Annotated in this window: 14 protein-coding genes; 6 read left to right on the top strand and 8 right to left on the bottom strand. The window is 73.3% G+C overall.

Going from position 1 to position 13,168, the window contains the following annotated elements:
- Positions 1-143 precede the first annotated feature (143 nt).
- The gene (locus B086_RS0137795; RefSeq protein ID WP_037874622.1) at positions 144-470 is read right to left on the bottom strand and encodes a DUF5955 family protein; all 327 of its coding nucleotides are present in this window, start codon (positions 468-470) and stop codon (positions 144-146) included.
- Between the two features lie 143 nt (positions 471-613).
- Between B086_RS0137795 and B086_RS0137790 the strand changes: the two genes are divergently transcribed.
- Both B086_RS0137790 and aceB read left to right on the top strand, forming a co-directional pair.
- Positions 614-1,213, top strand: coding sequence for a nucleotidyltransferase family protein (locus B086_RS0137790; RefSeq protein ID WP_026253191.1), 600 nt, complete (start codon positions 614-616; stop codon positions 1,211-1,213).
- A gap of 184 nt (positions 1,214-1,397) precedes the next feature.
- Positions 1,398-3,023, top strand: a complete 1,626-nt coding sequence (aceB, locus tag B086_RS0137785) for a malate synthase A (protein WP_018571637.1) — start codon at positions 1,398-1,400, stop codon at positions 3,021-3,023.
- Between the two features lie 82 nt (positions 3,024-3,105).
- Here aceB and B086_RS0137780 read toward each other — a convergent pair whose 3' ends face one another.
- A complete protein-coding gene (locus B086_RS0137780) occupies positions 3,106-4,029 on the bottom strand; it encodes a HipA family kinase (RefSeq protein ID WP_018571636.1) in 924 nt (307 codons plus the stop codon).
- A 139-nt stretch (positions 4,030-4,168) separates the two neighbouring features.
- On the opposite strand from B086_RS0137780, the gene B086_RS0137775 reads away from it, so the two are divergent.
- Positions 4,169-5,128, top strand: a complete 960-nt coding sequence (locus B086_RS0137775; RefSeq protein ID WP_018571635.1) for a MerR family DNA-binding transcriptional regulator — start codon at positions 4,169-4,171, stop codon at positions 5,126-5,128.
- A 110-nt stretch (positions 5,129-5,238) separates the two neighbouring features.
- On the opposite strand, the gene B086_RS41685 is transcribed toward B086_RS0137775, so the two are convergent.
- The 5 genes from B086_RS41685 to B086_RS0137750 all read right to left on the bottom strand — a co-directional run bounded on the left by B086_RS41685 (position 5,239) and on the right by B086_RS0137750 (position 8,848).
- A complete protein-coding gene (locus B086_RS41685) occupies positions 5,239-5,781 on the bottom strand; it encodes a signal peptidase II (RefSeq protein WP_018571634.1) in 543 nt (180 codons plus the stop codon).
- Between the two features lie 62 nt (positions 5,782-5,843).
- A complete protein-coding gene (gene lgt / locus B086_RS41680) occupies positions 5,844-6,746 on the bottom strand; it encodes a prolipoprotein diacylglyceryl transferase (protein ID WP_051115991.1) in 903 nt (300 codons plus the stop codon).
- 75 nt (positions 6,747-6,821) lie between these two features.
- Positions 6,822-7,508 (bottom strand): hypothetical protein, encoded by a 687-nt coding sequence (locus B086_RS0137760; RefSeq protein ID WP_018571632.1) that lies wholly within the window; start codon positions 7,506-7,508, stop codon positions 6,822-6,824.
- The gene (locus tag B086_RS0137755) at positions 7,505-8,053 is read right to left on the bottom strand and encodes a TetR family transcriptional regulator (protein ID WP_018571631.1); all 549 of its coding nucleotides are present in this window, start codon (positions 8,051-8,053) and stop codon (positions 7,505-7,507) included. The genes B086_RS0137760 and B086_RS0137755 overlap by 4 nt, the downstream gene beginning before the upstream one ends.
- 171 nt (positions 8,054-8,224) lie before the next feature.
- Positions 8,225-8,848: a histidine phosphatase family protein gene (locus tag B086_RS0137750; protein ID WP_018571630.1), complete on the bottom strand. Its 624-nt coding sequence runs from the start codon at positions 8,846-8,848 to the stop codon at positions 8,225-8,227.
- A gap of 160 nt (positions 8,849-9,008) precedes the next feature.
- On the opposite strand from B086_RS0137750, the gene B086_RS0137745 reads away from it, so the two are divergent.
- Positions 9,009-9,398: an antibiotic biosynthesis monooxygenase family protein gene (locus B086_RS0137745; RefSeq protein WP_018571629.1), complete on the top strand. Its 390-nt coding sequence runs from the start codon at positions 9,009-9,011 to the stop codon at positions 9,396-9,398.
- Entirely contained in the window at positions 9,395-9,829 is a 435-nt protein-coding gene (locus B086_RS41675) for a hypothetical protein (protein WP_018571628.1), read from the top strand. The genes B086_RS0137745 and B086_RS41675 overlap by 4 nt, the downstream gene beginning before the upstream one ends.
- A gap of 33 nt (positions 9,830-9,862) precedes the next feature.
- Here the strand turns inward: B086_RS41675 and B086_RS0137735 are convergent, their stop codons facing one another.
- Positions 9,863-11,437, bottom strand: coding sequence for an IucA/IucC family protein (locus B086_RS0137735; RefSeq protein WP_018571627.1), 1,575 nt, complete (start codon positions 11,435-11,437; stop codon positions 9,863-9,865).
- 98 nt (positions 11,438-11,535) lie between these two features.
- Here B086_RS0137735 and B086_RS0137730 point away from each other — a divergent pair, with 98 nt between their 5' ends.
- The gene (locus B086_RS0137730; protein ID WP_018571626.1) at positions 11,536-13,059 is read left to right on the top strand and encodes an IucA/IucC family protein; all 1,524 of its coding nucleotides are present in this window, start codon (positions 11,536-11,538) and stop codon (positions 13,057-13,059) included.
- Positions 13,060-13,168: the final 109 nt, after the last annotated feature.

Here is a 13,168-nt window from a genome sequence, read left to right as displayed (position 1 = left end):
GGAACCCGGGCGGCGGGAGGGGTACGACGGCGCCCCTGGCGCACACGCCCGGGAGGCGTACGTGCTCGGGAGGCGCACGCGCCCCGGAGGCGTACGCGGCGCGCGAGCCCTCGATATGCGGCGTGCGCCCCCGAGCGCGGACCTCAGCGCAGGGGCGGCGGCGGTCCGAACAGGTCCACCGCGTCGCGCACCTCGGCCAGGCCGGGGCGCAGGGCGCTGACGGAGCCGATCGAGCCGGCGATCAGCAGCAGGGAGCGGCGCAGCCGGGGGATCTCGGGGCTGCCCGGAGCGGTCGCCGCCGAGAGCGCGGCGAGTGCGGCGAGCTCGTCCTCGGCTATCGCACGGTCGGGGAACTCCCCCGGATGCGTGGCCAGTTCACGACGCAGACGGGATACGGCGGCGCGCAGCCCCGCCACCCGCGGATCCTCTTTGCCGCCGGTCACCGGCCGCTGTCCCAAGCTCCGCAACACAGCCCTCCCCCTCGCACGTCGCCGCGCGCAGTCCCCGGACCCGGGTCAGTAAACGCCACCGGAACGGGGTGCGCCAGCGTGCGGACCGAAATTCAGCCTCGCCCGATCGGCGCGGTCGACGGGCCGTCAGGTATGCAGGACGTATGACACATACGGATGACGAGGTGGCCGGTCTCGTGCTCGCGGCCGGTGGCGGGCGACGGCTCGGCGGCCGGCCCAAGGCACTGCTCACCCACCGGGGCCGGCCGCTGGTGGAGCACGCGGTCGGGGTGTTGCGCGCGGCGGGCTGCGCCGAGGTGCACGTGGTGCTGGGCGCGCGGGCGGACGAGGTGCGGCGGCGGGCCCGGCTGGAGGGCTGTGTGCTCGTGGACAACGCGGACTGGGAGCAGGGCATGGGCTCCTCGCTGCGGGCCGGGCTGGATTCGCTCGCGGATTCGGGGGCGCGGGCGGTGCTGGTCTCGCTCGTGGACCAGCCCGGGATCGGGGCCGTGGCGGCGGCCCGGGTGCGGGCGGCGTTCCGGGACGAGACGTCGCTGGTCTCGGCGGCGTACGACGGGGTGCGCGGGCATCCGGTCCTGTTCGGCGCCGCGCACTGGGCGGGGATCGCGGCGAGTGCCGCCGGCGACCGGGGGGCACGCGGCTATCTGAAGGAGCACGCCGGGCGGATCGTCCTGATCGAGTGCGCGGACGTGGCGCAGCCCTACGACATCGACACGGAAGCGGACCTGGCGCACCTGGAGTGAACGGGCTGGCACCGAGCGCCAGCTTCCCTCGACTCAGAGAATCTCGACATCAACAAACCATTGAAGTTCCACGATAAGGAAACTACTATCCACTGATCAGAAGCACCCGACCGCACAGCGGGTGCGAATCGCCCCATTCGTACTCCTTGGCACCCGGTGCCACCGCTGAAGGAAGTGACAGCTCATGTCCGCACCAGCGCCGTCCCCGCTGGCCATCGTCGACGCCGAGCCCCTGCCCCGGCAGGAGGAGGTCCTCTCCGACGCGGCGCTCGCCTTCGTGGCGGAGCTGCACCGGCGGTTCACGCCGCGCCGCGACGAACTGCTCGCCCGCCGCGCCGAGCGCCGCGCCGAGATCGCCCGTACCTCCACCCTCGACTTCCTCCCGGGGACGGCCGCGATCCGCGCGGACGACTCCTGGAAGGTCGCCCCCGCCCCCGCGGCCCTGGACGACCGCCGGGTCGAGATCACCGGTCCCACCGACCGGAAGATGACCATCAACGCCCTCAACTCGGGCGCCAGGGTCTGGCTCGCCGACTTCGAGGACGCCTCCGCCCCCACCTGGGAGAACGTCGTCCTCGGCCAGCTCAATCTGATCGACGCCTACACCCGCAGCATCGACTTCACCGACCCGCGGTCCGGCAAGTCGTACGCGCTGCGCCCGGCCGCCGAACTCGCCACCGTCGTCACCCGCCCGCGCGGCTGGCACCTGGACGAGCGCCACCTCGTCGACGCCGACGGCAGGCCGGTCCCCGGCGCCCTCGTCGACTTCGGCCTGTACTTCTTCCACAACGCACAGCGCCTGATCGACCTCGGCAAGGGCCCGTACTTCTACCTGCCCAAGACGGAGTCGCACCTGGAGGCCCGCCTCTGGAACGAGATCTTCGTCTTCGCCCAGGACGCGCTCGGCATCCCGCAGGGCACCGTGCGCGCCACCGTGCTGATCGAGACGATCACGGCCGCGTACGAGATGGAGGAGATCCTCTACGAACTGCGCGACCACGCCTCCGGGTTGAACGCCGGCCGCTGGGACTACCTGTTCTCCATCGTCAAGAACTTCCGTGACGGCGGCGAGAAGTTCGTCCTGCCCGACCGCAACGCGGTGACGATGACGGCCCCGTTCATGCGCGCGTACACCGAACTGCTGGTGCGCACCTGCCACAAGCGCGGTGCGCACGCCATCGGCGGCATGGCGGCGTTCATCCCGTCCCGCAAGGACCCCGAGGTCAACAAGGTCGCCTTCGAGAAGGTCCGCGCCGACAAGGACCGCGAGGCCGGCGACGGCTTCGACGGCTCCTGGGTCGCCCACCCCGACCTGGTGCCGATCGCCATGGAGTCCTTCGACAAGGTGCTCGGCGACCGGCCGAACCAGAAGGACCGGCTGCGCGAGGACGTGCACGTCGAGGCGGCCGACCTGATCGCGGTCGACTCCCTCGACGCCAAGCCGACCTACCCGGGCCTGGTCAACGCCGTGCAGGTGGGCATCCGTTACATCGAGGCATGGTTGCGCGGCCTCGGCGCGGTGGCCATCTTCAACCTGATGGAGGACGCGGCCACCGCCGAGATCTCCCGCTCGCAGATCTGGCAGTGGATCAACGCGGGCGTCGAGTTCGAGAACGGCGAGAAGGCCACGCCCGAACTGGCCCGCAAGGTCGCCGCCGAGGAGCTGGAGAACATCCGCGCCGAGATCGGCGACGACGCCTTCGCCGCCGGTCACTGGAAGCAGGCCCACGACCTGCTGCTCCAGGTCTCCCTCGACGAGGACTACGCGGACTTCCTGACCCTGCCCGCCTACCAGCAGCTCAAGGGCTGACCGGCGGCGGCGTCACGGCCGGACGGCCCGGGGCATCACCTCCGGACCGTCCGGCCGTTCGCCTCTCCTCGCGCCCCTCTCCTCAGTCCTCGCGCCCCAGGTGCACGGACCAGTCCTGCTCCGCGGCCGGCTTGCCGTGCAGATCCGGGACCCGCTTGAGCCAGTCCGGCCGCCCCCGCTGCGCACGCGCCGCGCGCCGCGCCTCCTCGGCGGCCAGCTCGTCGTGCCCGGGGAAGTCCGTGGGCAGCCAGGAAGCGGAGGCCCGCACGCGCGCGTGCAGATGCCGGACGTAGGTCTCGCGCACCTCCTCGGGCGTGTGGAACCCCGGCTCGTCGCGCAGCCAGCCGTCCGGCACCTGGGCGACGACCTCGCGCAGCAGCGCCTCGGTCACCCGCGGGGCCAGCTCGGCGTCGGCCGCGCGCACATCGGGCGCGTACCGGCCGAGCGCGTGGTGCCGGAAGTCGTACGCCTTGCCCGGTGCCGTCAGGTCCCAGCGGTGGTGGAAGACCAGCGCGGCGCCGTGGTCGATGAGCCACAGGCGCGGCGGCGCGACCCCGAGGGTCGGCCAGACCATCAGATTGGAGCTGTGGACCGTCCGGTCGACGTTCGCGGTCAGCGCGTCCAGCCAGACGATCCGCCCCGCCTCCAGGGGATCCACCCGGAACGTCCGCGCCACCTCCGGGGTGAAGTCCCGCGCCCCCGGCAGATAGTCCATCCCCAGGTTGACCCCCGCGCTCGCCCCGTACAGCTCCCGCACCTCCTGGTACGGCTCGTGCGCGGCGATGGCCGGGTCGAAGTGCACCAGCACCAGCTCCGGGAACCGCAGCCCGAGCGCACGCGCCAGCTCCCCGACGATCACCTCGGCGACCAGCGCCTTGCGCCCCTGCGCGGAACCGGTGAACTTGACGACGTACGTCCCGAGGTCGTCGGCCTCGACGATCCCCGGCACCGACCCGCCCGAGCGCAGCGGTGCGAGATAGCGGGTGGCGGTGACCTCGGTCAGCACGGCGGTACACCCCTCGTCCCCGGTCTGCGGCGTGCAGTGCGCATAGTGACCGAGCGTAACAGCCGGGGAGGACACCTCGGGTACGGGCGCTTGACCTTACCCTCAAGGGCAAGGTCTAGCGTTCTTCGAGGTGAGAGGCATGCGGATCGGTGAGCTGGCCCGGCGAGCGGGTGTGACGACCAAGGCGGTGCGCTACTACGAATCGCTGGGGCTGCTCGCGCCGGTGCGGCTGGCCAACGGCTACCGGGACTACGACGAGCACGACGTACGGCTCACGCGGGAGATCCGGGCGCTGAGTCTCCTCGGCATCCCCGTCGAGGCGACACGGCCGTTCCTGGAATGCCTGGCCCTGGGGCACCGGCACGCGGACGACTGCCCGGCCGCGCTGGCCGGGTACCGGGACGCCATCGACGAGCTCACGCGGCGCATCGAGGGTCTCACTGCCCGCCGGGCGGCACTGGTGACGCACCTGCACCGGGCCGCCCAACGCAGCAGCCGCCTCTCACCGGCCGAAGGAGAGGAACCGATGACCGACCACACGAGCCTGCCTGCCGGACTGCCCGTTCCCGAGGACGACGGCGCTGCCGCCCATCTGCGCGGGGCGCGGATGCCCCGGCTGGAACTCCGTGCCACCGACGGCGCCACCGTCGGCCTCGACGCGCTGGGGGCGGGGCGCACGGTGCTCTACGTCTACCCGCTGACGGGCCGCCCCGGCACCGATCTGCCCGAGGGCTGGAACTCCATCCCCGGCGCCCGTGGCTGCACCGTCGAGGCATGCGGCTTCCGTGACCACCACCAGGACCTGCTCGCGGCGGGCGCGGCCCGGGTGTACGGCCTCTCCGGTCAGGACGGCGACTACCAGCGCGAGGTCACCGAGCGGCTCCGTCTGCCGTTCCGGATGCTGTCCGACCCCGCAGGGAGCCTGGGCCGGGCACTGAGTCTGCCCACCTTCACCACCGGCCGGCTGACGCTGTACAAGCGGCTCACCCTGATCGTCAAGGACAGCCTGATCGAGCACGTCTTCTACCCGATCTTCCCCCCGGACAGGCATGCCGCCCAGGTCCTGGCCTGGCTCAGCGACAACGCGCACCGGCCCTGACCCGCCGGGACAGCTGTCCCGGCGGGTCACCGCCGGACCCGGCCGACGTGTGAGCCTTCGGGGGGTGAGTGGCCGCCGTGCAGTCGGGCGGCCACTCACCTGATGTTCCGTCAATCCTTCGCTCGGGCTTGGCCGTTGTCTCTGTCGGCGGCCGCGTTCCCGCCTTCCGGGCCGCCGTGCGCTCCGGTCCCGGCCGCCTCCTCGGCCACAGGAGAACCGTCCAGACTGATCTTGCGCAGGACTGCCACCGCGGCCAGGGCCCCGCCGCAGACCACCGCCATGTCGGCGATGTTGAAGACCGGCCAGTGCGGCAGCTGGATCCAGTCGACGACCGCCCCCTGCAACGGGGCGGGCGGCCGGAAGACACGGTCCACGAGGTTGCCCGTCGCACCGCCGATCAGCAGACCGAAGACCACGCCCCACAGGGGGACGCGGACCCGGCGCGCTCCCCAGAGCATGACGGTGATCACGACGAGTTTGGCCGCGCTGAACAACCATGTCGCGCCCTCGCCGATGGAGAACGCGGCGCCGGAGTTCGTCACCAGGGTGAACTTCAGGAAACCGCCGAGCGTGCTCACCGGATCCGTCGGCGAGAACTCGGCCAGGGCGATCTGTTTGGTCGCCAGGTCCGCGGCCAGCGGCAGGGCGGCCATGGCAGCGATGAGGCCGAATCGTCGACGGCTCCTCGCTTCGTTCGACTCACTCACTGACTCACTCACCTGTTTCCCCCGCTCTCGACGTTCCCGCCGGTGAACCCACGAGCCTCGTCGTGGTGATGCGCGTCCCGATGCTCGGCCGGTGGCCGTGCCACGTCCTCGACGCCCGGGTGGCGGCGGGCCGACACGACGAGGCAGACGACGGCACCGAGGAAGACCAGGACGGAGGTCCAGTTGTTCAGACGCAGGCCGAGGAACGTGTGGGCCTCGTCGATACGCAGGTACTCGGTCCAGAACCGGCCGACCGTGTAGGCGGCGACGTAGAGGGCGAAGGCCCTGCCGTGACCGAGCCGGAACCGGGCCGCCGCCCAGAAGACCAGTGCGGCGACGCCGATGTTCCACAGGCACTCGTAGAGGAAGGTGGGGTGATAGGTCGCGATGCCGGGCATGCCGGGCGGACGGTGGGCGCGGTCGATCTCCAGGCCCCAGGGGAGTGTGGTGGGACGGCCGTAGAGTTCTTGGTTGAACCAGTTGCCCCAGCGGCCGATCGCCTGGGCCAGGGCGAGGCCCGGGGCGACCGCGTCCGCGTAGGCGGGGAACGGGATGCGGTGGCGGCGGCAGCCGATCCACGCGCCGACCCCGCCCAGGGCGACGGCGCCCCAGATGCCGAGGCCGCCCTCCCACACGTACAGGGCCCGTACGGGCTCGCCCTGGTCGCCGAAGTACGCGTCGGGGCTGGTGAGCACGTGGTACAGCCGCCCGCCGACGAGGCCGAACGGCACTGCCCAGACGGCGATGTCCGCGATGACACCCCGCTCGCCGCCCCGCGCCACCCAGCGCCGGTCGGCGAGCCAGACGGCCACGAAGACGCCCAGGATGATGCAGAAGGCGTACGCCCGCAACGGAAGGGGGCCGAGGTGGAGCACTCCCGTCGAAGGGCTGGGTAGGTAGGCGAGATCCATGGTCACTCCGTAGGGGGCACGGTCAGGCGGGCCGGTGGAACGGGCATGCGTCGTACGGCTTCCCGCGCTCCTCCATCAGCAGCCCGTCAGATCGGGCGAACGCCCGGACCGGCTTCCGAGGGCCGCGCCGAGCAGGGCGGTCCAGATCAGCAACAGGGGCAGCGAGATGAAGGCCGCCGGGGTCAGGGCGGTGTGCAGAAACAGGTAGCCGACACCGGAAGCGGTGATCGTGGCGGCGAGGAACCAGCCGATGACGACTTCCCGGCGCCGCAGCAGTGTGCCGTGCCGGTCGCGCGAGGCTACGCAGGTGGCGGCGGCGAGCACGGCGAGGGCGAGCATCTTGGCCCCGTCCGCACGCTGGACCACCTCGAACAGCGCACCGGTCCTGCCCGGTGACGCCGGATCAGCTCCGGACACCGCGATCAGTTCCAGGACGAGTTGCACACCTGCGAGCGCCCCCGCGGCCCTCGCGGCCCATCCCGCCGCACCGGCGGCGGTGCTGCCGGTGCGGCGGCCCCGGCCGACCAGTCCCGATCCGACGACCAGCAGGGCGACAGCCGCCACGCCGTGGACCGACAGCGCCTGGGCCACCGCCTGGACCGGCCGGTCGGCGTACGCGGCCGTGATCCCGGCATCCGTGTCGCCGACCTCGGGGGTGACTCCCCATCCGACGGCGAGCCCGAGGATCCAGACCGCGGCGTGTACGTATCCGGCGGCGCGGACGGCGGAACCGGGCGCGGGCCCCCTGGCCGAGATGGTCATACGGGCTCATTTCGGGGCTTGTTCCGGATCACCTGGGCGAATGCCTCGCAGCCGGTACGCCATGCGGCGTCCAGATCCGCGCCGGGCGGGAAGCGGCCGTCGAGTTCGAGCACGACCATGCCGTGGGCGAACGCCCAGAACGAACGCGCGATGTCGATGTCGCCGTGCACCGCACGGGCCAGCGGCATCGCCGCGCGGTCTTCGAGCCCTTCGGGCAGTGCGGAGCGGGCGAGCGGCCGGCTGTGGGTGATGCGGTAGAGGTGCGGGCTGGTGAGCGCATGCCGCCGGTAGGCGCGGGCGAGCACGAGCAGGGACACGTCGGCGCCGGTCCGGGCCTCGACGGCCTCCATGTCCTCTGCCAGGCGGGTCATCCCCTGCGCCTGGAGCCCGGCCTCGACAGCGGCCTTGTCGGGAAAGTGCTTGTACAGGGAAGGCGCCCGGATGCCGACGTGCTCGGCGATGCGCCGCATGGACAACGCGTCCGGCCCTTCGGCGTCGAGCAGTTCCCGGGCGGCGGCCATGATCTGCCGCGCGCGGTCAGCCACGGCGGGCCGAACGCGCGCTCACGACGCGGTACTCGCTTCGGCTCTCTCGCATGACGGCTCCCCTCTGCGGCTAACAGCGTTAGCCGCAGGCGCCAACATAGGGCCGCCGGTGTTGATCGTCAAGGAGAAGGCCGCCCAGGACAGGGGGCACCGTCGACCTCGGTCACAGCCTCAGACGCGGAGTTCCGGCGGGAAGCCGGTCCAGCGCAGCTCGGCGGGGAGATGGCCGGTGTCGTTGAAGAGAAGAACCGCCGGGGGCCGCTCGGGTGTGTAGCGGATGACGGTGAGGGCCGCGTTGGCGTGGTTGATGCCCAGCCAGCGCCACTTCGGCGCCTCGAAGGCGGCCCGGACGAGCCAGCCGACGAGGAAGTTGTGGGTGACGACGAGTTCGTGGCGCGGTTCGTCCCCGGCGACGGGCCCGGTGAACTCCGCGAGCGCCTGCGCCGCCAGCCCGGGACCCTCTTCGCGTTCCTCGGCCGTGAACTGGCCCAGGAACGCGACCCAGTCATCGGCGGCCTCCGGCGGCAGTTCCGCCCGCGTCGGCAGGTAGGGAACGTAGTCACCGGCCACTTCGGAACGGCGGCAGGGAACTGTGTCGAGCTGCTCACCGACCAGCCGGGCGGTCTGTTCGGCACGGGCGAGGGGCCCGTGGTGGATCGCCGCCAGCGGGATCCCGCGGAGCCGCTGCCCCAGCAGGGCGGCCTGGCGGCGGCCCGCGTCCGTCAGTTCGCTCTCGTCCGGCGACGCTTCGCCGTGACGCGCGAGATAGAGGTAGCGGGCGGCCGTACCGGTCATGGATGCGTCCTTCGGTGAAGTAGATCTTGCGGACCCACGCAAGGACGCCGCCCCGTGCGCGCCGGTTCCACGAAGGCCGGCGCCGCCTCCGGTCAGGTGTGTCCGCCCCCCGGGGGACGGACGCTGGATCTTCGGGCGCGTCGCGTCTTACGGTGGCGCCATGACCAGTGACCGGACAGCGTCCGCCGTGCCCGTCCCGGCTTTCGAACCCCCTTACTACGTCGCTGTCTTCACCACGGTGCGAACCCCGGAGCAGGACGGCTACCGGGAGACCGACGACCGTATGGAGGAGCTGGTGAAGGAGGTCCCCGGGTACCTGGGGATGGACCATGCGCAGACCCCCGGCGGACTGGGCATCACGGTCGGTTACTTCCGCGACGCCGAAGCCCTCGCGCGGTGGCGGGGCGACGCCGAGCACCGCGCGGCGCAGCAGCGCGGGCGGGCCCAGTGGTACGAGACCTACACGCTGCACGTGGCGAAGGTCGAGCGCAGCCACGGCTTCACGCGGGCCCAGGCGCCGGACGTGCGCGAGGACGGGGGGACCGCGTGACGGCGGACCGGTTCCCGGATCCCGGTGATCCGGAACGCGACCTCGACTGCGCGGTCTATGGGGCGGTGTCCTACCGGGAGGAGCTGTGGCAGCGGGTGGCCCGCGCGGTCCCGGGCGCGGTGTGCCGGGGCAGGACGCTGCATCTGCCGTCGCTGCGGGCCGACTGGGGGCACAACGACTGCGCGGGGGGCGGCCTGCCCGACGACGACTTCATCGGCTGGCCCTCCGTCCTGGTCTGCGAGCCGGTCGACGACCCACCGGCCGCCGAGGTGATCGACGCGGTCTCGCGGCTCCTGACCGCCTTCTGGACGCTGGAGGTGCGCGCCGTGGCCAGTTGCGACTACGAACGGGAGCTGCCGGCCGACGGCGGCGCGCGGTACTGCCGCCCGCCCTGGCCGCCGACGGCCCCGCCCGCCCCCGCGAGTCTCTGAGTCCCGCCGGGCGCCGCCCGCCTCTTTGCCCGCCTATCCGTCGGCCAGCGGGTTGGGCAGCGGGCGGTAGCGGGCGTCGGCGCCGTCCGCGCCCGTCCAGCGCAGCAGCAGATTGGTCTTGCCGGGCAGGGTCGGCGCGGCCAGCAGGGCGGGCACCTCGGGCAGGGCGTGCCGGGACAGTTCGTGCCGGACGGCGGGCCACGGGTCGAAGCCCGGACGGCGTTCGGCGAGGGCGGCGGCGATCTCGGCGAGGTGGTTGACGACCAGGCAGTACACCAGGCGTTCCCAGCCGGCCGCCCGGTCCACCTCGGACAGCAGCCTGACGCCCTCCGCGTCCCGGAACAGCGCCTGCACGGGCAGCCCGGCGCCGTCGAGGGCGACCAGCGAGTTCTGTAGATGCGCCTCCAGCACCACCCCGTGCCGTGCGAAGGCGGTGAGGACCGGGGGCACCATCCGGCGCAGATACGCCGCCCACCACACCGCCGGATCCAGCGGGCCGTCCAGCGGGTTGCCGGTGAACTCCTCGGTCAGGGCGGCGGCGAGCAGCGGGGTCGCGCCGGGCAGCAGATGCCGCCGCAGCCCGTCACGGACGACGACCGCGAGTTCCTCGAAGGCGAAGGCGGCGGTGCGGTGGCCGCGGTCGCTCAGCCAGGCGGCCGGTCCGCCGAGCCGGGCGAAGGCGGCCGTGACCGCCGTGTCGGTGCGGCGCAGCTTCAGCAGGTCGTGCCGCCACAGCCGCCGTACGTCGTTGGTGATGCGCACGTCCAGGCTGAACTTCAGGAACAGGTCGGCCTCCGGCGCGTGGACGGTGCGGATCGCGGCGGTGGGCCGCACGTCGAAGGCGGTCGTGCCCAGCCGCACCAGCCGTCCGTCGGCGAACGCCCCGGCCAGGGCCTCGCCCGCCAGGTCGAGCTGCCAGGGGTGGGCCGGCAGCAGCCGGTAGCCGGGCGGGGCCTGGCCGAGGGCGTCCAGCGCCGAGGTGTCGCCCTCCTCCACGACCTGGTCCTCGCGCAGCCCGAGCAGCACCAGCGGGAAGCGGGCGTACGCCTCGGGCGCGTACGGCAGCCAGGAGGCGACCGGGCCGCCGCCGCGCGCCTTGGGCGCCGGGTGGCAGGGGTGCCCGGTGACGAGGGACTGCTCGGAGCGCGTGTAGAGGTCGCCGGGCGGTGCGGTCCGCTCCCGGGCGGCGAGCAGTGCCGCCACCGCCTCCCGGCTGTCGATCATCTCGGCGGACAGTTCGTCGTTGGTGAGGCCGGTGTGGCGGCGCAGTTCGTCGGCGACCAGTTTGACCAGTTCGGTGTGGCCGAGGCGCTGCCAGCGGCCGTCCGCGGACACCTCGGGCGCGGCGGGCCGCCGCCCGGCGCGCACCCGCAGCAGCCGCCCGGTGCCCGGCAGCCGGTAGAGGGCGTGCCCGGCCGGGCCGCGCCGCCCGGCCTGCCCGGCCTGCCCGGCCTGCCCGTTCCCGGGCTCCGGGCAGGGGCGTGCCACCTCGCGGATCAGGCAGTTCAGCAGGGGCGCGACGGCGTAGGCGTCGGCGCGCGCGCCGGTGTCGGCGGCGGCGGACGCGCCGGTGCCGTCGGTGGGGGGCGTCAGCTCCATGCGTTCCATTCGTTCCATACGTCCACACGGTGCGAAGGTGATCAGTATGTCTGCCCGCGCGCTACCGTGGCGCCCGCGCGTCCGATCCGTACCCGAGGAGCCCGACCGTGCACCGTCTCCCGACCGCAGAGGCCGAGATCGGCGAGGAACTGGCCGTGGTGCGTCCCGGCCTCGTCCCACGGTACGCGCGCGAGCTGCCCGGGGCGCGAGCGGCCGTGCTCACCCGGCTGTGGCGGGCGCTGGCGCACGAGCCGCTGCCGTGGATCGGCGGCCGGGAGCGGCTACGGGACGCCCTGGTGCTGCGGCTGTCCGACGGCCGGGTGCTGGAGGGGCCGCCGGCCGACCCGTACGCGACGGACGCCTACGTCACCGCAGTGCGCCTCGACGGCGAGGTCCACGACGATGCGGCGCGGCTGACGGCCGCCCTCGCGGTGCCGCACGGCGGCGCGCTGGCCGTCGAACTCGCGCACAGCGCGGCGTCGTTGGCGCTGTCCCGGGCGGACCGGCCGTCGTCCGGCGGGGGGCCGGTCCCGCCGGAGGAGTGGCCCGGCCGGGACTGGGAGTGGGAGCAGCGGGTGATCGACGGGCATCCCTTCCACCCCAACTGCCGTTCCCGGCCCGGTTTCTCGGTGGCCGAGCAGTTGGCGTACGGCCCGGAGCACCGGCCCGTGGTGGAGCTGCGGCTGCTGCCGGTCGCGGCCCGGGAGTGCCTGGTGACCGGGGAGTGGCCGCGGGAACTGCGGGACGGTGAGCGCCTGTTGATGCCGGTGCACCCGTGGCAGGCGGAGCATGTGCTCAAGCGGCCCGGCGAGGGCGACCGGCTCGCCGCGCATCCGCTGATGTCGCTGCGCACCCTGGCCCTGCCGGACGGCCCGCACGTCAAGACGGCGCTGTCGGCGCGGCTGACGTCGTCGGTGCGGGACATCTCGGTCGGTTCGGTGGCCGCCTCGGCGGTCCTGTCGGCGTTCGCGCAGGACCTGGCGGCCCGCACCGGCGGTCTGCTGCACCTCACCCGCACCCTCGGCGCGGCCACCGCGCACTCCCCCGACCTGGCGGCCCTGTGGCGCGAGTCGCCGCAGGAGTACGTCCGCCCCGGCGAGCGCGTCCTGCCGGTGGCGGCCCTGCCGGGCACCGGGCTGCCGGACTCCCCCGCCTGGCTGGCCGGCTTCACCCGGCTCGCGCTCACCGCCGGTCTCGGCCTGCTGGAGCTGGGCGTGGCGCTGGAGGCGCACGGGCAGAACCTGCTGGTGGTGCTCTCCGCCGCCGGTGCGCCGGTGCGCCTGGTCTACCGCGACCTGGCCGACATCCGGGTCAGCCCCGCCCGGCTGGCCCGGCACGGCATCGCGGTCCCGGCGCTGCCCGAGCGCAACCTCACCGACGACCCGGCCGCACTGCGCCGCAAGCTGTTCGGCTCGCTGGTGGCGGGCGCGCTGGCCGGTGCGGCGGGCTCCGGTCCGGCGCTGGGCGCGGCCCTGGAGGCGGCCCTGCCGGATCTGCCGCGCACGGCGGACGTCCGCGCCCTGCGCGAGGAGCCGCTGCCCGTCAAGGCGTTGACGCTGATGCGGCTCTCCCCCGGCCGCAGCGGCGACATCTGGACCGAGCTGCCCCGGCCGGACGCGACCGGACTGTGACCTTCCGTCCGGCTATGAGACAACTTTCCGGCCAAACAACGGCGTTGTGGTCCTCATCACGCCGCGGCGGTGTAGCTGTGGGGCGTTCGTCGGACACCCACGGCCCCGA

The organism is Streptomyces sp. PsTaAH-124 (assembly GCF_000373685.1).
GTDB lineage: Bacteria > Actinomycetota > Actinomycetes > Streptomycetales > Streptomycetaceae > Streptomyces > Streptomyces andamanensis.
This window is presented reverse-complemented; position numbering and strand designations above follow the sequence as displayed.

What these genes read in the sequence shown, in the direction of transcription:
- B086_RS0137790 (WP_026253191.1), top strand. Translation starts at nt 614, where the DNA reads ATGACACATACGGATGACGAGGTGGCCGGTCTCGTGCTCGCGGCCGGT.
- aceB (WP_018571637.1), top strand. Translation starts at nt 1,398, where the DNA reads ATGTCCGCACCAGCGCCGTCCCCGCTGGCCATCGTCGACGCCGAGCCC.
- B086_RS0137775 (WP_018571635.1), top strand. Translation starts at nt 4,169, where the DNA reads ATGCGGATCGGTGAGCTGGCCCGGCGAGCGGGTGTGACGACCAAGGCG.
- B086_RS41685 (WP_018571634.1), bottom strand. Translation starts at nt 5,781, where the DNA reads ATGGCCGCCCTGCCGCTGGCCGCGGACCTGGCGACCAAACAGATCGCC.
- lgt (WP_051115991.1), bottom strand. Translation starts at nt 6,746, where the DNA reads ATGGATCTCGCCTACCTACCCAGCCCTTCGACGGGAGTGCTCCACCTC.
- B086_RS0137760 (WP_018571632.1), bottom strand. Translation starts at nt 7,508, where the DNA reads ATGACCATCTCGGCCAGGGGGCCCGCGCCCGGTTCCGCCGTCCGCGCC.
- B086_RS0137750 (WP_018571630.1), bottom strand. Translation starts at nt 8,848, where the DNA reads ATGACCGGTACGGCCGCCCGCTACCTCTATCTCGCGCGTCACGGCGAA.
- B086_RS0137745 (WP_018571629.1), top strand. Translation starts at nt 9,009, where the DNA reads ATGACCAGTGACCGGACAGCGTCCGCCGTGCCCGTCCCGGCTTTCGAA.
- B086_RS0137735 (WP_018571627.1), bottom strand. Translation starts at nt 11,437, where the DNA reads ATGGAACGCATGGAGCTGACGCCCCCCACCGACGGCACCGGCGCGTCC.